Origin of the sequence: Georgenia sp. SYP-B2076 (genome assembly GCF_003991205.1) — a bacterium.
Lineage (GTDB): Bacteria > Actinomycetota > Actinomycetes > Actinomycetales > Actinomycetaceae > Georgenia.
Genome location: NZ_RXOZ01000011.1, coordinates 1 through 17,933, shown reverse-complemented (window position 1 = coordinate 17,933; position 17,933 = coordinate 1). Strand labels below are relative to the sequence as shown.

The 17,933-nt window shown below is 72.0% G+C and carries 20 protein-coding genes and 2 rRNA genes; 4 read left to right on the top strand and 18 right to left on the bottom strand.

Annotated features, from left to right (window positions below; all coding sequences use genetic code 11):
* From EJK16_RS04955 to EJK16_RS19470, 10 genes are all read right to left on the bottom strand, one after another.
* A complete protein-coding gene (locus EJK16_RS04955) occupies positions 1-750 on the bottom strand; it encodes a glutamine amidotransferase (protein WP_127126957.1) in 750 nt (249 codons plus the stop codon).
* Between the two features lie 8 nt (positions 751-758).
* The gene (locus EJK16_RS04950) at positions 759-1,778 is read right to left on the bottom strand and encodes a phosphotriesterase (protein WP_127126955.1); all 1,020 of its coding nucleotides are present in this window, start codon (positions 1,776-1,778) and stop codon (positions 759-761) included.
* Between the two features lie 8 nt (positions 1,779-1,786).
* Entirely contained in the window at positions 1,787-2,857 is a 1,071-nt protein-coding gene (locus tag EJK16_RS04945; RefSeq protein ID WP_127126952.1) for an ABC transporter permease, read from the bottom strand.
* Positions 2,857-3,621 carry an ATP-binding cassette domain-containing protein gene (locus EJK16_RS04940; RefSeq protein WP_205739602.1) on the bottom strand — a complete coding sequence of 255 codons (765 nt, stop codon included), beginning with the start codon at positions 3,619-3,621 and terminating at the stop codon, positions 2,857-2,859. Before EJK16_RS04940 ends, EJK16_RS04945 begins: the two co-directional genes overlap by 1 nt.
* 11 nt (positions 3,622-3,632) lie before the next feature.
* On the bottom strand, positions 3,633-4,619 hold the full coding sequence (locus EJK16_RS04935) for a substrate-binding domain-containing protein (RefSeq protein ID WP_127126950.1): 987 nt from the start codon (positions 4,617-4,619) through the stop codon (positions 3,633-3,635).
* Positions 4,620-4,725: 106 nt separating this feature from the next.
* Positions 4,726-5,889: an ABC transporter permease gene (locus EJK16_RS04930; RefSeq protein ID WP_127126948.1), complete on the bottom strand. Its 1,164-nt coding sequence runs from the start codon at positions 5,887-5,889 to the stop codon at positions 4,726-4,728.
* A complete protein-coding gene (locus EJK16_RS04925) occupies positions 5,886-7,052 on the bottom strand; it encodes an ABC transporter permease (protein ID WP_240645784.1) in 1,167 nt (388 codons plus the stop codon). Before EJK16_RS04925 ends, EJK16_RS04930 begins: the two co-directional genes overlap by 4 nt.
* The gene (locus EJK16_RS04920) at positions 7,052-8,038 is read right to left on the bottom strand and encodes an ABC transporter ATP-binding protein (RefSeq protein WP_240645783.1); all 987 of its coding nucleotides are present in this window, start codon (positions 8,036-8,038) and stop codon (positions 7,052-7,054) included. Before EJK16_RS04920 ends, EJK16_RS04925 begins: the two co-directional genes overlap by 1 nt.
* A 78-nt stretch (positions 8,039-8,116) precedes the next feature.
* Positions 8,117-8,872, bottom strand: coding sequence for an SDR family NAD(P)-dependent oxidoreductase (locus EJK16_RS04915; protein WP_127126946.1), 756 nt, complete (start codon positions 8,870-8,872; stop codon positions 8,117-8,119).
* A 78-nt stretch (positions 8,873-8,950) separates the two neighbouring features.
* On the bottom strand, positions 8,951-9,262 hold the full coding sequence (locus EJK16_RS19470; protein ID WP_164737198.1) for an ASCH domain-containing protein: 312 nt from the start codon (positions 9,260-9,262) through the stop codon (positions 8,951-8,953).
* A 190-nt stretch (positions 9,263-9,452) separates the two neighbouring features.
* Here EJK16_RS19470 and EJK16_RS04905 point away from each other — a divergent pair, with 190 nt between their 5' ends.
* Positions 9,453-10,328 carry an SRPBCC family protein gene (locus EJK16_RS04905; RefSeq protein ID WP_240645782.1) on the top strand — a complete coding sequence of 292 codons (876 nt, stop codon included), beginning with the start codon at positions 9,453-9,455 and terminating at the stop codon, positions 10,326-10,328.
* 133 nt (positions 10,329-10,461) lie between these two features.
* On the opposite strand, the gene EJK16_RS04900 is transcribed toward EJK16_RS04905, so the two are convergent.
* Together EJK16_RS04900 and EJK16_RS04895 are read right to left on the bottom strand one after the other, a co-directional pair.
* The gene (locus EJK16_RS04900) at positions 10,462-11,223 is read right to left on the bottom strand and encodes a DeoR/GlpR family DNA-binding transcription regulator (protein WP_127126942.1); all 762 of its coding nucleotides are present in this window, start codon (positions 11,221-11,223) and stop codon (positions 10,462-10,464) included.
* Between the two features lie 68 nt (positions 11,224-11,291).
* The gene (locus EJK16_RS04895) at positions 11,292-12,032 is read right to left on the bottom strand and encodes a TMEM175 family protein (protein WP_205739601.1); all 741 of its coding nucleotides are present in this window, start codon (positions 12,030-12,032) and stop codon (positions 11,292-11,294) included.
* A 182-nt stretch (positions 12,033-12,214) separates the two neighbouring features.
* Here EJK16_RS04895 and EJK16_RS04890 point away from each other — a divergent pair, with 182 nt between their 5' ends.
* On the top strand, positions 12,215-13,018 hold the full coding sequence (locus EJK16_RS04890; RefSeq protein ID WP_370275948.1) for an LssY C-terminal domain-containing protein: 804 nt from the start codon (positions 12,215-12,217) through the stop codon (positions 13,016-13,018).
* Between the two features lie 56 nt (positions 13,019-13,074).
* Here EJK16_RS04890 and EJK16_RS04885 read toward each other — a convergent pair whose 3' ends face one another.
* The 4 genes from EJK16_RS04885 to EJK16_RS04870 all read right to left on the bottom strand — a co-directional run bounded on the left by EJK16_RS04885 (position 13,075) and on the right by EJK16_RS04870 (position 16,343).
* The gene (locus EJK16_RS04885) at positions 13,075-13,278 is read right to left on the bottom strand and encodes a hypothetical protein (protein ID WP_127126938.1); all 204 of its coding nucleotides are present in this window, start codon (positions 13,276-13,278) and stop codon (positions 13,075-13,077) included.
* Positions 13,279-13,520: 242 nt separating this feature from the next.
* Positions 13,521-14,537, bottom strand: coding sequence for a PHP domain-containing protein (locus EJK16_RS04880; protein ID WP_127126936.1), 1,017 nt, complete (start codon positions 14,535-14,537; stop codon positions 13,521-13,523).
* Between the two features lie 146 nt (positions 14,538-14,683).
* Entirely contained in the window at positions 14,684-15,343 is a 660-nt protein-coding gene (locus tag EJK16_RS04875) for a dihydrofolate reductase family protein (protein ID WP_127126934.1), read from the bottom strand.
* Positions 15,344-15,608: 265 nt separating this feature from the next.
* On the bottom strand, positions 15,609-16,343 hold the full coding sequence (locus EJK16_RS04870; protein WP_127126932.1) for a hypothetical protein: 735 nt from the start codon (positions 16,341-16,343) through the stop codon (positions 15,609-15,611).
* A 141-nt stretch (positions 16,344-16,484) separates the two neighbouring features.
* Between EJK16_RS04870 and EJK16_RS04865 the strand changes: the two genes are divergently transcribed.
* Positions 16,485-17,135 (top strand): RNA polymerase sigma factor, encoded by a 651-nt coding sequence (locus EJK16_RS04865; RefSeq protein ID WP_240645781.1) that lies wholly within the window; start codon positions 16,485-16,487, stop codon positions 17,133-17,135.
* Positions 17,132-17,419: a hypothetical protein gene (locus tag EJK16_RS04860; RefSeq protein ID WP_205739600.1), complete on the top strand. Its 288-nt coding sequence runs from the start codon at positions 17,132-17,134 to the stop codon at positions 17,417-17,419. The genes EJK16_RS04865 and EJK16_RS04860 overlap by 4 nt, the downstream gene beginning before the upstream one ends.
* A 170-nt stretch (positions 17,420-17,589) precedes the next feature.
* Here EJK16_RS04860 and rrf read toward each other — a convergent pair.
* Both rrf and EJK16_RS04850 read right to left on the bottom strand, forming a co-directional pair.
* Positions 17,590-17,706: ribosomal RNA gene (rrf, locus tag EJK16_RS04855) — 5S ribosomal RNA — on the bottom strand.
* Between the two features lie 106 nt (positions 17,707-17,812).
* Positions 17,813-17,933 (bottom strand): 23S ribosomal RNA (locus EJK16_RS04850); the annotation flags it as partial.

Here is a 17,933-nt window from a genome sequence, read left to right as displayed (position 1 = left end):
TCACTCCGTCGCGCCGAGCCAACGGAGCATGCCCCCGACGACGCCGTCGAACCCGGGCCAGCGGAGGAAGTCCTCCGGGCACCAGTGCGGGCCGATGTCGGAGGTCCACACCAGCGTCCGCCCTTGCCCGACCTGGGCGGTGGCGATGAGCACGTCGCCGTTCACGGTGGCGACGACGTCGGCCCCCGGCTTCGCCTCCACCTTGTTGTAGCCGAGCAGCGGCGGGGCGCCGCCGGGCCAGCGCCGGCCGATGTCGTGGTCCGGGAGCGTGACGACGGGCCCGGCGCCCTGGGGCACCTCGACCCGGTCGTCGCAGTCGAGCATCGAGACCGGCAGGACGTCGGCGAGCGGGCTGCGGGCGAAGTTGGCGCGCGCCTGGAACCCTTGGAAGCTCAGGTACCCGCCGGCCATCATGAGCCCCCCGCCGGCCCGGACCCACTCGCAGAGGGCGGTGAGGGGGTTGTCGGACGCCTGCCCGTGGAGCCACGTCTGCGAGGGGAGGACGAAGGAGTTGTACCCGATGTCGGAGAGGATGATGACGTCGAACGGCGCCATGGCCTCCACTGTGCGGGGGAAACGCTGCGGGACGTCGTGGGCGTACATCTGCTCGACGCGGATCCCCTCCCGTCCCGCCGCCGCGATGAACTCGTCGGCCCCGGTCTCGAAGGTCACGCTCGTGAAGCTGTCGAAGCCCTTGAAGTGCGTCGCCTGGGAGATCCACGACTCACCGGCGAGGAGGACGCGCGCCATGTCTGCTCCTAGAGGCTCTCGAACACGGACCTGGGATTGTCGACGAGGAGGCGGTTCACGGTCTCCGGACCGATCCCCCACCGCTCCAGGCGGGGGACGAAGTACTGCAGGATGTGGGCGTAGCCAGGGCCGCCGTACCGGCGCAGCAGGCTCTTGAGGAAGACGTCGGAGGACAGGAGCAGCCGGTCGCCCCACCCGTCCCCGACGAGGCGGGCGATGTGCCGGGCGTTGTCCTCGTCCGAGGGGCACTGCGCGTTCTGGTCGGCGTAGAACAGCTCGGCCCCGATCATGTCGTACTGCACCCACGCCCCCCGGCGCATGAGGTCCTGCTGGTAGCCGGGATCGTCGCCGGAGGGGCCCATGTGGCACAGCACCACGTGGGCGGGCTCGACGCCCCGCGCCTCGACGAAGTCGAGGACCTCTCCCCCGAGCCGGAACCAGGCGGGCAGGTGGATCTGCAGGGGCAGCAGCGCCTCGCGCTGGGCGAGGCACGCCGCGGCGAGGCTCTTCTGCTCGGCGGGGGTGAAGCCCTGGCCCACGCCGATCTCGCCGATGAAGCCCGGGCGGATCCCGGCCTCGCCCTCGGCGATGTCCCGGAGGATGAGGTCGGCGACGGCGGTCTCGTCGAGGTCGGCGAGCGCCGCCGGCTGGGCGGCCTCGAGGTAGAAGCCCGTGCCGGCGACGATGTGCACGCCGGTGCGCTCGCTGACCTCCCGGAGTCCGGCGAGGTTGCGGCCGATCCCCAGGCCGGTGGCCTCCAGGATGGTCGACCCGCCCAGTGCGGCGAACCGCCGGACCTCCTCGACGGCGACGTCGACGTCGTCGAGGCGGCAGTTGTCCTTGTTCCCGAACGGGTCGTGCTTGAGGTCCCAGAGCAGCGGCGGGGAGACCGGCTGCTCGGCGAAGACGTCCGGGTCGAGCCCCGGCGAGGTGGAGCGCTGCCACCAGGACATCACGTCGCCCAAGATGTGCTCGTGCGTCAGGGTCGGTCCGAGCGCGGAGCTGTCGACCGGCCCGCGGACCGTCATCACCGCCGTCATGTGCGCCGGCCGAAGACGGAGGAGAACAGCCTGCTGTTCAGGATGATGGCGATGACCAGGATGATGCCCTGGGTGATCGGCACCCAGTAGACGTCGACGTGGAGCAGCACGAGCCCGTTGGAGATCACGCCGAGGGTCATCGCGCCGATCGCGGAGCCGATGATGGAGCCCCGGCCGCCCATGAGGCTCGTGCCGCCGAGCACCACCGCGGTGATGACCTCGAGCTCGAAGCCCGTCCCGGAGTTCGAGGAGCCGCTGGCCAGGCGGGTGGCTGTGGCGACGCCCGCGACGGCGGCGAACAGCCCGCTCATCGCGAGGGCCCACATCTGGACCCGCCGGACGTTCACGCCCGACCGGCGCAGCGACTCGGCGTTGGAGCCCAGGGCGACGACGTAGCGCCCGAACCGGGTCTGGGTGAAGACGTACCAGCACCCCGCGATTGCGGCGATGGCGATCCACGTGGGCGTGTACAGCCCGAGCAGGGTGCCCTGCCCGAGCGGGAGGAGCGCCGTGGACGTGATGGGGGTGCTGTACCCCTGGGTGATCAGCAGGGCGACGCCGCGCACGGCCGTGAGCGCGGCGAGGGTGACGATGAAGGACGGCAACCGGCCGTACGCGGTCAGCGCGCCGTTGACCAGGCCGATGCCCGCGCCGATCGCGAGCGTGACGACGAGGGCGAGCAACGGGTTGCCCGTGCGCGCCATGATGGCCAGGACCGCCGCCGTCAGGCCCACGATGGAGCCGACGCTGAGGTCGATCGCACCGGTCGTGATGACGAAGGTCATCGCCATCGCCACGATCACCGTGGGGGCGATCTGGCGGAGCACGTTCACCAGGTTGTCCGGGGTCAGGAACGCGTCGGCCCGGACGCTGAAGAACACGAACAGGGCCAGGAAGACCACGAGGATGGAGACCACGCCGAAGTGGTTGGTGAGGAACTCGCCGCCGGCGCCGGTGCGCCCGGACGGCCGGCGCGGGGCGCTCGCGGCGGGCGCGGGGGCGGGCGGGCCGGCGGCGGGCGGGCCGGCGGCCGGCGGGCCGGCGGCGGGCGGGCCGGTGGCGGCCATCACTTGCCCATCATCGCGGTGACGAGGCCGGCGAGGTCGGTCTCGGCGGGGGGCATCTCCCGCCACACGATCCCCTCGTAGAGCACGACGAAGCGGTCCGCCACCTCGAAGAGGTCCTGGAGGCGGTGGGTGATGAGCACGACGCTCACCCCGCGGGCGGAGACGTCCGCGATGAGCTGGAGGACCGTCTCGACCTCCTTCGCGGCCAGGGCGGCCGTGGGCTCGTCGAGCACGAGCACCTTGGGGTCGAAGGTCACGGCGCGGGCGATCGCGATCGCCTGCCGCTGCCCCCCGGAGAGCGTGCCCACCTCCTGCCGGGTCTTGGTGACGCGGATGTGGAGCCGCTGGAGGTGCTCGGAGGCGCTCGCGTGCATGCCGGCGTGGTCCAGGCGCCGGCTGCCGGGGTGGTACATCTCCCGGCCGAGGAAGAGGTTGGCGGCGACGTCCAGGTCGTTGCACAGCGCCAGGTCCTGATAGACCATCTCGATCCCGTGCAGGCGGGCCGCGCGCGGGGCGGAGTCCGACATCTCCTCGCCGTCGATGAGGATCCGCCCCGAGTCCGGCCGCACCGCGCCGGCGAGCATCTTCATCAGGGTCGACTTCCCGGCACCGTTGTCCCCGACGAGGCCGATCACCTCGCCGGGCGCGACCGCGAGGTTGACTCCCTTCAGGACGTCGAGCGCGCCGAACCGCTTGCGGATATCGCGCATCTCGACGCGGTAGGCCGGTGCGCGCGCCGCGCCGGCGCCCTCGGTCTGTGCCACGGCGACCTCCGTCAGGGGAAGACCGACCGGAACGGCTCGACGTTGTCCTTCGTGACGATCGTGATCGGCACGTCGATGAAGCCCTTCGCCGTGCCGCCGTCGATCAGGCTCTTCAGCTCCTGGACCGCCTCCACGCCCTCCTGCTTCGGGTTCTGCTGGACGACGGCGACCGCCAGCCCGGAGTCGATCGCGCCGATGACCTCCTTGGTGAGGTCCCAGCCGACGATCTTCGTGACGGTGTTGCCCTTGAGCGCCGCCGCCGCGCCGACCGTGGCGGGCTCCCCGGTGGTGTAGATCCAGTCGAGGTTCGGCTGTGCCGTCACGAGGTTCTGGGCCGCGGCCGCGGCCTTCTCCTGGACGTTGTCACCGTTGACGCTCTGCGTGTACGTCGCCCCGGCGGCGTCGACCGTCTTGCGGAAGGCGTCCTCGCGCTGGTTCTGGATGAAGGAGTTCTTGGCGTCGACCACCCCGTAGCTCTTGCCGGCGGCCAGGCCGTTGTCGACCACCCACTTGCCGATGGCCTCCCCCGCCTTGGCGTTGTCGACCCCGACGAACGTGTCGACGCTCCCCTCCTCCAGCTTCGCGTCGATGGCGACGACCTTGATGCCCTTGTCACGGGCCGCCTTGACGGCGGGCAGGACGCCGTTGACGTCGATCGCGACGACGATCAGCCCCGTGACGCCCTGCGACACGAAGGTCTCGATGTCGCTGTTCTGTTTGGCGGAGTCGTTGTTGGCGTTCGCGATGCTGAGGTCGCACCCGGCGTCCTTCGCCGCCTGGGTCGCGCCCTCGTTCATCTGCGTGAAGAAGACGGCGGTCTGGTTGATCTGCGTCATGCCGACCGTGCAGTCCGCCTTCCCGGCGCTGCCCCCCGTGCTGCCGCCCGCACTGCCGGTGGTCGCCGTCGGCGTCTCGTTCCCCGTGCTGCACCCGACCAGGGCCAGGCCCACCACCAGAGCTCCTGCGACGGCCCGGCGTACGCGCATCGATCGCTTCATGGCTCCTCCATCGGAGACGCACTCGCTCGGAACACCGATGGTGGACACCCTAGCGGTGCCCTGTGACATCGGTCACGGCGAAGCCCTGCGGCGGGTGCCGTCGGCGCTACAACGCGCGCGTGAGGCTGCGGCGGAGCACCCACGCGCCGAGCGCCAGGAGCGCCACGGCCATGGCCGCCAGCACGCCGAGCTGCGGGAGGACGTCGACCAGGGCGCCCTCATGGCGCTGGATCTGGGCGAAGGCGTCGTAGGCCCAGGCGTGCGGGGTGACGTGGGCGACGGCGCGCAGGGTGTCCGGGAAGAGCTCGAGGGGCAGCATCGACCCACCGAGGGCCGCGAGCACGAGACCGAGGCCGACACCGACGCCGGTCGCGGCCCCGTCGTTGTCCACCAGCGAGCCGATCACCATCGCGGCGCCGGCGGCGACGGCGGCGAAGGCGGCGAGCACCAGCAGCGACAGCCAGATGTTGCCCCAGCTGACGCCGAACAGCACCGCGGTGGCGACCATGATGTAGCCGCCCTGGAACATGGCGATGGTGAACCGCCCCAGCGCCTGCCCGGCGACGGCCTGCCCGGCGGAGACCGGGGCGGCCAGCGTGCGCGCCATGACGCCGAGGCGGCGCGCCTGGATGAGGGTGGCCGAGCCCGTCAGGGAGGAGAGGAAGACGAACAGCAGGGTCTGTCCGGCGGCGCCGAGGTCGAACTGGCCCAGCCCGGAGAGCTCCTGGGCGACCCGGTCGACGTCGGTGACCGCGAGGCTCGGCGGCGTCGCCGCGGACGAGGCGTCCGCCAACGCGGCCCTGGCCCGGGGCTCCGGCACGCCCGCCCCGGTCAGGGCCTCGAGCTGGCCCCGTTCCGCGGTGATGCGCGCGATGGCGGTCTGGACCCTCTGGAGCGTCGCCCTCGCGCCTTGCTGGGCGCCGGGGACCACGTCCAGCCGGGCGTCGTCGCCCGCGTCGAACGCGGCCGCCGCGGCCGGGGAGATGAGCAGGCCGACGTCCGTGCGGCCGCGGGCCACCTGCTCGCGCAGGGCCTCGGCGCCCGCGAGGGTGACGGCGACGCCGTCGTCCTCGAGCTCGCTCACGACGGCGGCGCGCAGGGCGCCGTCCGCCCCGGCGACGGCCACCCGGCCCTGGCCGCCGTCGCCGCCGAACTGCGCGCCGATCACCAGGACGAGGAGCAGCGGGAAGATGAAGACGAAGAAGATGGTGGAACGGTCGCGCAGGAAGCGGCGCAGCTCCACGCCGGCGATCGCGAGCGCCGCCCTCACAGGTCCCGGCCCCGGTCCGGCGCGAGCCGCGAGAGGGCCAGGACGACCACCGCGAAGCCGAGCATGATCACCACGGGCGGCCCGATGTCGGCGAGCCCGCCGCCACCCGCGGTGATGCCCAGGCCGCGGGTGAAGGCGGCGATCGGGTTGAGGTCCAGCAGCCGGCCGGCCAGGCCGGTGGCCGCGAGGGGGAAGAAGGCCCCGCCGGCCACCCCGAGCGTGATCGCGAGGATCGACTGGACCATGCCCGCCTGCTCGGCGGTGCGGGCCACCCGGGCGATGACGAACATCAGGGAGGTCGCGGCCGCCACGGCGCACAGCACGAGCACGGCGACCGCGAGGGGCGAACCGAACGAGACGTCGAAGAACAGCGAGCCGACGGTCAGCAGCACGCCGGTGGCGACCACGCCGAGGATGTAGCTGACCAGGCCCTTGGCGCCCACGATCAGCCCGGGCCGCATCGGCATCGACCGCAGCCGCGCCAGGGTGCCCTGCTCGCGCTCGGCCAGCAGCCCGAGGACCCCGAAGCCGACCGTGAACAGCAGGAACAGGCCGGCCTGCCCGGCCACGAGGGAGGCCGTCGCGCCGAGCTGCTCGGTGGCGGCGCGTCCCTCGGTCAGGGTGAGGGCCGGGCCGCCGGTGGCCGCCTCCTCCGCGAGGGCGCCGAGCCGGTCCGCGGTGACGCCCGCCGCCGATCCGGCGGCCGCGGTGACCGCCCCGGCGGAGAACTGGTCCAGCACCCCCTGCATGACCGAGAGGAGGATGTCGGTCTCGATGCCGGCACCGTCGCCCTCCGTCACGTCCACGACGGCGCCGTCGCCGCGCATCACCTTGTCGCTGAATCCCTCGGGGATGACGACGGCCAGCTCGGCCTGCCCGGACCGGGCGCGCTCCCGCGCCTGGTCGGCGGCGACCTCCTGGACGGTGACGTCGAGCCCGTCGACCTCGCCGAGCACGGCGACCAGCGCCGAGGCGAGCGCGTCGTCGGCCGGGGCGGACGCCGCGACGGTGACGGGCCGGAGCTCGAGGTCGTCCGAGCCGAGCGTGAGGCTGAAGACGGCCATCAGCGCCAGCGGCACGACGAGGCCGAAGATGAGGACCGACCTGTCCCGGACGCGTTGGCGCAGGTCGGAGGCCGTCATGGTCCACAGCTGGCGCATCATCAGTCCCGCAGCGCCTTGCCGGTCAGGTGCAGGAAGACCGACTCCAGGTCCGGCCGGGTGATCTCGACGTCGCTGAGGGTCATCCCGGCGGCCGTGGCGGTGGTGACGATGGCGGCCACGGCGGTGGGCGCGTCGCGCACGGTCAGGGCCAGGGTGTGACGGTCGGCGTCGACCCGTTCGACCGCGGGAAGCGCGCGCACCGCCGCCGCAGCGGCCGCCGTCTCACCCGAGCCGGCGAGGCGGATGTGGTCCACGCCGCCGGTGAGCGTGATGAGCTCGTCGCGGGTCCCCTCGGCCTGGATGCGGCCGGAGTCGATAATGGCGATGCGGTCGCAGAGGCGCTCGGCCTCCTCCATGTAGTGCGTCGTGTACAGCACCGCCATGCCCTCGACCGAGAGGGCCTCGACGGACTCCAGGATCGCGTTGCGCGACTGCGGGTCCACGCCGACGGTCGGCTCGTCGAGGATCAGCAGGGTGGGCTGGTGCAGCAGGCCGATGCCGATGTTGAGGCGGCGCTTCATCCCGCCGGAGAACTCCTTCGTGGCGTCCTTCGCGCGGTCGGCGAGGGCGATGAGGTCGAGGACCTCGTCGACGCGCCGCGTCAGGCCGGCGCCCCGCAGGCCCTGGAGCCGGCCGAAGAACGCGAGGTTCTCCCGGGCCGAGAGCTCGGGGTAGATCGCCAGGTCCTGGGGCACGAGGCCGATGTGGCGCTTGACGTCCACCTGGCCCGGCCCCATGGGCGACCCGGCCACGGTGACCGTGCCGGCGTCGGCGGGAACCAGGCCGGCGACCATCGAGATCGTCGTGGTCTTCCCGGCCCCGTTGGGCCCGAGGAGGCCGTAGGTCTCGCCCGCGGCGATGTGGAAGGAGACACCGTCGACGGCGGTGAGGTCGCCGTAGCGGCGCACCAGCCCCTGGGCGTGGAGCACGTCCTCGCGTGCGGGATCACCCTGCCTGGCCCGCTCGGTTACCACGTTGGTGCTCACGGCCCGCCCGTCGACTCCTCGTCCATCCCCCCGGCGGCACCATCGTGGCACAAGTAGGGGACGGGATTGGAGCCTTTTTCACACCGAGGTGTAGCCGCCGTCGATGAGGTGGTAGCTGCCGGTGATGAACGACGCCTCGTCGGAGAGGAGGAAGCAGACCAGGTGCGCGACCTCCTCCGCCGTGCCCAGCCGCCCGAGCGGGTGCTTGGCCATGAGGGCGCCGAGGAACTCGGGCGGGAGGCTCTGGAGGAGCGGGGTGTCGATGTAGCCCGGGCCCACGGCGTTGATGCGCAGGCCCTCCGGGCCGTACTCGGCGGCGGCGTTCTTCGTCAGGCCGATCACGCCGTGCTTCGCGGCGGTGTAGGCGCCGTTGCCGAGGGCGGCCACCACGCCGTGGATGGACGACATGTTGACGATGGCGCAGTTCTCTCCGCCGGCCTTCAGCATCTCGGGGATCTGGTAGCGCATGCCGTAGAGCACGCCCGAGAGGTTGATGGAGATGACCTTGTCCCACGCCGCCAGGTCCGTCTCGCCGACGGGCGCCTGCGGGCCGCCGATGCCGGCGTTGTTGACGGCCAGGTGCAGATGACCGTAGGTGTCGACCGCGTGGCGGACGACCTTCTCGGAGTCCTGCGCCCGGGCGGTGTCCTGCTCGATCGCGTCGGCGGTGCCTCCCGCGGCGGCGATCTCTGCGGCCACCCGCTCGGCCGCACCCAGGTTGATGTCCGTGACGACGACGCCGGCGCCCTTGGCCGCCAGCTCCTTGCTGATCGCCTCGCCGAGGCCCGAGCCCCCGCCCGTGACGATCGCGACCTTGCCCTCGAATGTCGACATCGTCGTCGTTCCCTCCGCCGTGAGCCGCCGTGTCTCCCATGATCCGACGGCGGCGGCCGTGCGCGCAGCCGAACGGCCTCAGACCTCGAAGTGCACCACGGCGATCTCGGCGTCTTCGGGCATCCCGGGGTAGTGCACGGTGGTGAGCTGCTCCACCAGCTCCGCGCGGTCCGCGAAGCCGGCGGCCTCCGCGTCGGCGTCGGTCAGGTCGCTGAGCCGACCCGGCAGGATCCGGGTGACCGTCGCGGCGACCTTCGACGTGGTCTCCTTGCCGACGAAGACGAGCGTCACCCGGCCTGGCGCGATGTCCTCCCGGTAGCGCACCGTCGTCGTCTTCGTGCCGGCGCGGACCTGCGCGAGGTGGTCGGGGGGGAAATCGATGGTCTGCATCAGCATCCTTGCTCGTGGTGCACGGCTCTCCTCGGCCAACCTAGCGGCTGCCCGTCGTTCGCCGTCGCCCCCACGCTGACCAGGGGCTTCCCCCGTCCGCAGGCGGATCGACGCGACATCAACCATCCTTGAGAGGGCCACCGACGAGGACGTCTTCCGCCTCGTCGTCCACATCCCGTGAGGAGCTGTCATGACCACGAAGGTCGAGAAGTCCATCCTGGTGAACGTCCCTGTCAGCACGGCCTACAACCAGTGGACACAGTTCGAGGACTTCCCCCAGTTCATGGGCGGCGTCAAGAGCGTCACGCAGCTGAGCGACGACCGTCTGCAGTGGGTCGCCGAGATCGCCGGGGTCAAGCGCCAGTGGGAGGCGAAGATCCTCGAGCAGGTCCGCGACCGCAAGGTCGCCTGGGCCGCCACCGAGGGCGCGACCAACGCCGGCGCGGTGACGTTCGAGGACGTGGGCGGGGGCCAGACCTCCGTGCACCTGAGCCTGGAGTACGAGCCCGAGGGCCTTGTCGAGAAGGTCGGCGACAAGCTCAACGTCGTCGAGAACCAGGCCGAGAAGGACCTGGACCGGTTCAAGGCGTTCATCGAGTCCGAGGGCTACGCCACCGGCGCGTGGCGCGGGTCCGTGGGCGAGGGGGCCGCCGTCGGCACGCCGGGCGTCGACGACGCCGCCGCCTCCCGCGGCGACAAGGGCAAGGCGGGCGTCTCGGGCAAGGTCGCCGCCGCGGCCGTCGGGCTGGCCGCCGCGGGAGCCGCAGCCGCCGTCGCCGGGGCCAAGAAGAGCGGGTCCGACGAGAGCGAGGAGGCGACGCCGGTCGCCGGCATGCCGCTGGAGACAGAGACGGTGGTCGTGGAGTCGGACGTCGTCACGCCCCCGGTCAACGCGACGCCGGCCGGGACGACGCCGGTCGCCGATGTGCCTGCGACGCCGGACGTGCCGGCGGGGGGCACGTTCGTCGAGACGACCACGCCGTTGGTGCCGCGCGACGACCTCGACGCAGGGGGCACCGACGCGTCGCTGACCGACGCCGACCGGGACGACCCGCTGCGGCCCTAGTCCGGTAACCCGGGGCGCGCACCCAAGCCCCGGTGGGGCATGGCGCCCCGCGGCCCTGGCCGGTGCGACGGCGCGCCGGCCAGGGCCGTCGTGGGCCCGGCTGCGAGTACTTGACCTCTCGGCGGCCAGGGGGTCACACCAGCACCACCCGCGGGCCGGCGTTCTCCACCTCGGCCGCCAGCTCGGCGTCGAGGCCGTCGTCGGTGATGATCGTGTCGACCGCCGTGAGCGGGGCGACGAGCGCGAACTCCTCCCGGCCGAACTTGCTGTGGTCGGCCAGGACGACGGTGCGGCGGGCGGAGGCGATGAGGGCCTTCTTCACGCTCGCCTCGGCACGGTCGGGCGTGGTCAGGCCCCGCTCGACGCTGATGCCGTTGGTCCCCATGAACACCACGTCTGCGAAGACGTCGGCGAGCTGGGCGATGGTCCAGTCCCCCACCGCCGCCAGCGTCCGGGGGCGGACGGACCCGCCGAGCAGGTGGAGGTGGATGTTGGGCCGCGTGACGAGGAGCGCGGCGATCGGGATGGAGTGCGTGACGACGGTGAGCTCGCGATCGGTGGGCAGCATCTCGGCCAGGCGGGCCGTGGTGGTGCCGGCGTCCAGGATGAGCGAGCCGCCCTCGGGCACCTCCTCGAGGGCGGCGAGGGCGATGCGCCGCTTCTCCGCGGCGGCGTGCCCCTCGCGCCGGGCGACGTCCGGCTCGACGCTCAGCCGCTCGACCGGGATCGCCCCGCCGTGCACACGGCGCAGCACGCCGCGGCGCTCCAGCGCGGTGAGGTCGCGCCGGACGGTCTCGGTGGTGACGGCGAACGCCTTGGCCAGGCCCGCGACGTCGACCCTGCCCTGGGCGCGGGCCGTCTGCAGGATTTCCTGATGCCGCTCCGGTGCGTACATGGGGCCCTTGTCCGAGGGACCGCGCACGTCCCCACAACGAATGTTGACTAGCGTTGATCCAAGCCCGGTCATGTGGGGTTGTCAAGGGCGTCAGGTGGGCCTGTCGCCGGGCCCGGGGCCGGCACGCCCCTCCAGGCGAGGTGCTCGGCGAGGGGTGCGACGAGGAGCAGGACGAGCCAGCTGAGCTTCCCGACGTACCCGCCCCAGGCCAGCGCGACCGGGATGGACGCCAGGAAGATCAGCGGCGTCGCGAGACTGTCGAGGACGTGTGCGACGTTCTCGCGGCGCGTCGTGGGCCTCACCTCGACACCGCGGCGCCTCGCCACCTCGTACATGGCGAGCTGCGCCAAGGACGCGAGCGCGATGTTGGCGGCGTAGATCGCCGTCGGCAGGCCGTACGCGGCCGCCGTGGGGTCGCTCATGCCCTGGGTCGTGAACGGGATGAGGATGACGAAGGCGGCCGCCACGAGGTTCGCGGTGGTGGTAGCGGGGTCCATCGCCGTGATGCGCTTGACGAGCGTGACGTTGACGCGCCAGAAGAGGGCGATCACGATGAAGCCCAGCACGAAGCCGCCGAGCTGGTGCAGCACGCCGGTGGCGACCAGCGCGCCCGGGTCCTCCCACGTCGCGTCCGGCGGGACGTCGACGTTCGTGATGAGCAGCGTGATCGCGAACGCGTAGATCGCGTCGAAGAAGGACAGCCCGCGGTCGAACTCGCTCGTCTCCCGCTCGAGGAGACCCGACCGCGGGCGCCTCGCCAGGCCGGGGACGCGGGGCGCGCCCGCCGGAGCTGCGCCGTGCTGGCTCACGGTCCCAGGGTGGCGAAGATGCCGGCCGGTGCGCAACGGCGTCGTCCTCGGGCGGCGTCCATCGCTCGGCCGGCCGCGGTGCCAGCCGTCATGATGTGGTGATGGGCGGTCAGCGCGGGGGTGTCAGCTCGACCGGCGCGGGCGGTCCCGGGCCGAAGGGCCCTCCGCGCGGGTACCGGCGGGTGGCAGCCACCGTCGTGCTGGTGCTCCACCGGCTGTTCTTCCTGCTCACGACGGTGCTGGTGGGCTGGGCCGTCTACGACCTCATCGTCACGGAGGTGGCCGACGACGCCCGCCAGCCCTGGCTGTTTCTCGTCATCTGGGTGCTCGCCGCCTACGTGCTGCTCCCCCGCCTGAACCGCCTGCTCACCCGGATCTACGTCCCCAGCTACTTCATCGGACGTGCCCGCACCGTCGACGGGCTGCTGGGCGATCCCATCAACCTCGCGGTGATCGGCACGCCGGAGGCGCTCACCTCGGCGATGCTCTCGGCGGGGTGGAGCGCCGCGGACCCGGTGACGTTCCACAGCGCGATGCGCATCGCGGTGGCGTCGGTGTTCCGCCGCAGCTACCCGGCGGCCCCGGTCAGCCCGCTCTTCCTCTTCGGTGGTAAGCAGACCCTGGCGTTCGAGAAGGAGGTGAAGGGCAGTCCCGCGCAGCGGCACCACGCCCGGTTCTGGGCCTGCCCGCCGGGGTGGAAGCTGCCCGGGGGCTTCGAGGTCGACCTCGTCGGCGCCGCCACCTTCGACCGCAAGGTCGGCCTGTCCCTGTTCACGTTCCAGATCACGCACAAGATCGCCGAGAACACTGACGAGGAGCGCGACGTCGTCGTGTCCGCGCTGACCTCGGCGGACGCGACGGTGCACCTGGTCCGCGACTTCTCCGCCGGCTACCACAGCCGCAACGGGGGCGGTGACGCGATCGAGACCGACGGCGACCTGCCCATCATCACGGTGCCGCCGGCGCACCGGGCGACCCCGACGTGACGGGCGCAACCTGACCGGCACGCCCTGACGGGCAGGACGTCGGGCCGGGTCGGCGCCTACCTTCCGAACGTCTCGTAGTACTCCCACGAGGCCGGGACCCGTCCGAGGAACACAGGCCGGGCGGGCCCGGCACCGGCGGGCGCCCCGGTGAGCATCGGCGCGATGCCGAGCAGCAGCCCGACCGCCATGGCGGTTGCGAGCACGGCGGCGAGCAACGGAATCACCACGCCCGAGGCCGCGAGGAGGAAGGTCAGGAGCATGCTTACGCCTAGGAGCCCCCACCCGCGTTGCGCACGGGTGCGCACGAACGGCCTGATACGGCGGGGACCCTTGAATGCCATGACGGTTGCCTCCGGTGCGTGACACGTATTGGCCTGGGACCTTAGTCCTGCCCGTCGTTGCAGAGCCACGGTTCGGCCGAAATTCTGGTGGGCGAGAAACCGGCGGAGACCCGCCTTACTCGCGGAGGTCGTGGGGCAGCCGGAAAGACACTGGCGGGGCGTCACCCGGACCGCGTCCACGCCAGCAGCTCGTCCACGTCCATGGCGTTGACGATCCGCTCCCGGCTCAGCCCCCGGGCCTGCGCGCGGGCGCAGCCGTAGTCCAGGAAGTCGAGCTGGCCCGGCGCGTGCGCGTCGGTGTCGATGGAGAACCGGCAGCCCATCTCGTCCGCCAGCGCGAGCAGGCGCGTCGGCGGGTCGCGCCGCTCTGGCCTCGAGTTGATCTCGACCGCGACGTCGAACCGCCGGCACGCCTCGAAGACGAGCTCGGCGTCGAACTGGGACTCCGGCCGGGTGCCGCGACCGCCGGTCACGAGGCGGCCCGTGCAGTGCCCGAGGACGTCGACACGGGGGTTCGCGACCGCGCGGGCCATCCGCCGCGTCATCGTGGCCGCGTCCATCCGCAGCTTGGAGTGGACGGACGCGACGACGACGTCGAGCTCCGCGAGCAGGTCGTCCTCCTGGTCCAGCTCACCGTCCTCGAGGATGTCGACCTCGATGCCGGTGAGGAGGCGGAACGGGGCGAGCTCGGTGTTGAGGTCGGCGACGACGCCCAGCTGGGTGCGCAGCCTGGCGGCCGTCAGCCCGCGGGCGACGGTGAGGCTGGGCGAGTGGTCGGTCAGGGCGAGGTAGTCGTGACCGGCATCGATGGCCGCCTCGGCCATCTCCCGGATCGGGCTGCCGCCGTCGGACCAGTCCGAGTGCGAGTGGAGGTCGCCCCGGAGCCAGTCCCGGACGGACTCGCCGCCGCCCGCCAGCGGGAACGCCGCGCGGGCCTCGATCTCGGCGAGGTACTCGGGCGTCCGCCCGTTCGCTGCCTCGGTGGCGACCGCGGCGGTCCTGGGCCCCACGTCGGGCAGCTTGGCCAGCGTGCCCGCGGCGATCCGCTGGTCGAGCTCGCCCTCCGGCAGCGCCTCCAGCCGCCAGGCGGCCTTGCGGAACGCCTTGACCCGGTGCGGCTCGGCGAGCTCGCGCTCGAGCAGGAACGCCACGCGCTTGAGCGCCGAGACCGGGTCCACGGGGGCGACGCTACGCGGCGACGACTGCGCCCGCCCCCGGGGACGGGCGATGCCGAGCCGTCCGGTAGACCGCCGTCGGCCCACTCCGGACGGCCGCCCGCGGCACCCTCCGGACGGCGACCCGTCGGGGTGAGGCGCCCGGTGCGTCAGGTTTGAGCGTCCGCGGCCGTCGCCGTCTGGGCGCCCGCGTCGTCGACGCCGAACGTGCCGACCTTGACGTCACCGACGGGCTCGTAGGTGTTGAAGAACGCGCCGGAGCTGGTCCGGGTGGAGTCCGTCAGTCGCAGCGTGCGGGCCGACGTCCCCTCGGCGAACAGCCGCTTACCGTGCCCGAGCACCACCGGGTAGATGCCCACGACGAGCTCGTCGACGAGGTCGTGGGCCAGCAGGGTGGGCAGCAGCTGGGTGCTGCCCCAGATGAGGATGTCCCCACCGTCCTCCTCCTTCAGCGCGCGGATGGCACCGGGCACGTCTTCGCTGATCACCGTGGTGTTGTGCCACTCCGGGTCCGTGAGGGTTGTCGAGACGACGTACTTCGGCAGCGCGTTGAGCGCCGAGGCGGTCGGGTCGTTCGGGTCGGTGACCTGGGGCCAGTACGCCGCGAAGATGTCGTAGGTCCGGCGACCGAGCAGGAACGCCCCGGTGCGAGCGAACAATCTGTCGGTGACCTCACCCAGCTCGTCGTCCGCGAACGGGAACTGCCAGCCGCCGTATTGGAAGCCCCCTTCGGGGTCCTCCTCCGGTCCGCCGGGCGCCTGCGCGATGCCGTCCAGGGAGACGAACGCCGCCATCACGAGCTTCCTCATCGGTGCTCCTCGGGTCAGGGCGTCTCGTGGTCGGGACGCGGTCGTACCCGTACGTCGATCGGGCTGACCCGGCATCGACACAACCGCTCAAGATCGTCCGCGCCGACGGCGGAGGCGGGCGGTGGGGCGCATACCGGCCGATCGGGGCCGGGCGACTGCCGGAAACCGGCGAACTTCGGCGGCCGGGGACCGGCGGTGAGGACGCGTCGGTCCGGCCGGTCGCCGTGGCGACCGGCCGGACGGAGGTGCGTCGTGCGGTCGTGAATCAGCGGAACTGCTTGGGGAACTGCGCGATGATCCCGCTGCTGAGCGTGTCGGCCATGTCCAGCATGTGCAGATGCGCCGCCTCATAGTCGGTGACACTGGCGGGATAGTTACCGGCAAGCTCGTCGGCCGCCTCCGCAAAGGTCTGCTCGAGGTGCGTAGCCATCGACGCTCGCATGTCCGCGGCTGGCCAGTAGCGAGGGTTCGCCGTCCCGAGGAAGTTCCCGATCTCGTCCCCGTTGGCGGACCAGCGCGCACGGGCGTCGGCGAGACCGGCGGTGTCCCCCGCCTTGGCGGCCTGGAGGATCTCGACCGCGATGGTGATGTGGTCGTGCAGGAGAGCAGTGAGCTGGTCGCCCGCCTCAGTGCCGTAGTACGGCTTGATCGCGTCCCCGATGTCAGCCTGGTTCTGTAGGAGCCGTTCTGCGGTCGCCGGGAACGCCGGCGAGCCGTCGGCGAACGTGACGATCGCGAGCCGCGTCCACGTGACGTGGTCCTCCCACAGCTTCCGCATCTGGTCGTGGAAGGCCACCTGGGAGGCCGTCCGCGGGACGGTCGCATGGCCGTGGCCATGCCCGTGGCCATGGGCCGACACCTGCAGATCCTGGGCCTGGGATGCGGCGTCGGCGCTCAGGCGGGGCAACCCCCAGGCGCCCAGGGCGACGAGGACTGCGAGGAGGAACAGCCCGACCGTCGTGACCAGGTGCTTCCTCGGGAGAGCAAGGCTACGGTTCATCTCAGTTGTCCTTTGTGATCTGCGGTCCGGGAGAGGCTGGGGCGCTGCGGCATGACACCAAGGTTTGCGTCGGCGGAGACGGAATCCTTACCGGGTCCCGGTGCGGTGAGGGCCGCGGGTCCCGGTGAGGCAGACGCCGTCGTGCTCGGGTTGGAAGGCCCGGAACACACCGGTCCCCACACGGGTGACGACTGGGTCCAGGCGCTGCGCCTGCGCGGCGCCGCCCGGGACGACGCACTCAGGCAGCTGCACGCCCTCATGGTCCGGGCCGCGTGGCACCAGGTCCGGCGCATGCGCGCCATGCTCCCGGACGCGAACGGTGACGCCCTCGGCGAGATCGCCACCGCCGCGGCTGACGGGGCGCTCACGGCCCTGCTGACGAAGCTCGACACCTTCGAGGGGCGCAGCCGGTTCACGACCTGGGCGTACAAGTTCGCGATCCTCGAGGCCGCGAGCGAGATGCGCCGCCGCGCGTGGGCGCATCGCGACGTCCGCCTGGAAGACGCCGACCGGTGGGCCGATCCCGGCCCGGGGCCGGCCGAACTCACCGAGGCGCGCGAGCTCGCCCGCGCGATCCGCGCCGCCATGAATGACGTCCTCACCGCTCACCAGCGGCGCGTCGCCGTCGCTCTGCTCGTCGACGGCATCCCGATCGATGTCCTCGCGGACCGCCTGGGCACCACCCGCGGCGCTCTGTACAAGACGCTGCACGACGCCCGCGGCAGGCTCAGGACCCGCCTGGCCGCAGACGGCTTCCTCTCCCCGACGCAGAACAGGACCGGCGCGCGATGACCGCGACACACCGCCAGCTCAGCCCTGAGACGGCTCGCCTCCTTACCCTCGACACTGAACCGTGGCTCTCGTGCGAGGACTGCTTCGCCGGCATGGACCACTTCGTCGAGGCGATTCTCAGCCAGCCCGGCACCGCGGCGTTCCCGGAGATGCGCGCCCACGTGGCCGGCTGCCCGGCCTGCGCCGAGGAGGTGGAGTCCCTGCTCGCGCTCGTGGCCGAGCAGGACGGCATCGACGCCTCCCCCGCCCTCGCCGCGTTGAGGAGCCGACCAGCCAACTCTTAAGAACGCCGAGCGGTCAAGTCCTAACCACGCCGAGCGGTCAAGTTCTGACGGGCGGGGCGGTCGGGTCTTGACGCCGCCGGGCGGTCGTGTGTCGGCGCCGCTCGGGGGTTTTGGGTTCCGGGAATGCAGAAAGGCCCCCACCGGTGGTGGGGGCCTTTCTGTTGATGGGTGTTCGGCGGTGTCCTACTCTCCCACACAGTCTCCCGTGCAGTACCATCGGCGCTGAGGGGCTTAGCTTCCGGGTTCGGAATGGGACCGGGCGTTTCCCCCTCGCTATGACCGCCGTAACTCTGTGGAGATATCGGCCCAACCCTTCTTGAAGGGGTGTGGGGCGTATCTCGGGAACCGTACAGTGGACGCAGCTTTTCTTTGATGCCTACCACCTTGGTGGTGTGTGGCAAGTTGTCGGCCAATTAGTACCGGTCAGCTTCACGAGTCGTTAGTCCTCGCTTCCACGTCCGGCCTATCAACCCAGTGGTCTGCTGGGGGCCTTCCCACCCGTGGGTGGTGGAAA

Coding starts and splice junctions, on each gene's coding strand:
- EJK16_RS19470 (WP_164737198.1), bottom strand. CDS start 9,262: ATGCAGACCATCGATTTCCCCCCCGACCACCTCGCGCAGGTCCGCGCC.
- EJK16_RS04900 (WP_127126942.1), bottom strand. CDS start 11,223: ATGTACGCACCGGAGCGGCATCAGGAAATCCTGCAGACGGCCCGCGCC.
- EJK16_RS04925 (WP_240645784.1), bottom strand. CDS start 7,052: ATGATGCGCCAGCTGTGGACCATGACGGCCTCCGACCTGCGCCAACGC.
- EJK16_RS04945 (WP_127126952.1), bottom strand. CDS start 2,857: ATGGCCGCCACCGGCCCGCCCGCCGCCGGCCCGCCGGCCGCCGGCCCG.
- EJK16_RS04885 (WP_127126938.1), bottom strand. CDS start 13,278: ATGCTCCTGACCTTCCTCCTCGCGGCCTCGGGCGTGGTGATTCCGTTG.
- EJK16_RS04950 (WP_127126955.1), bottom strand. CDS start 1,778: ATGACGGTCCGCGGGCCGGTCGACAGCTCCGCGCTCGGACCGACCCTG.
- EJK16_RS04915 (WP_127126946.1), bottom strand. CDS start 8,872: ATGTCGACATTCGAGGGCAAGGTCGCGATCGTCACGGGCGGGGGCTCG.
- EJK16_RS04955 (WP_127126957.1), bottom strand. CDS start 750: ATGGCGCGCGTCCTCCTCGCCGGTGAGTCGTGGATCTCCCAGGCGACG.
- EJK16_RS04875 (WP_127126934.1), bottom strand. CDS start 15,343: ATGAGGAAGCTCGTGATGGCGGCGTTCGTCTCCCTGGACGGCATCGCG.
- EJK16_RS04870 (WP_127126932.1), bottom strand. CDS start 16,343: ATGAACCGTAGCCTTGCTCTCCCGAGGAAGCACCTGGTCACGACGGTC.
- EJK16_RS04905 (WP_240645782.1), top strand. CDS start 9,453: ATGACCACGAAGGTCGAGAAGTCCATCCTGGTGAACGTCCCTGTCAGC.
- EJK16_RS04935 (WP_127126950.1), bottom strand. CDS start 4,619: ATGAAGCGATCGATGCGCGTACGCCGGGCCGTCGCAGGAGCTCTGGTG.
- EJK16_RS04860 (WP_205739600.1), top strand. CDS start 17,132: ATGACCGCGACACACCGCCAGCTCAGCCCTGAGACGGCTCGCCTCCTT.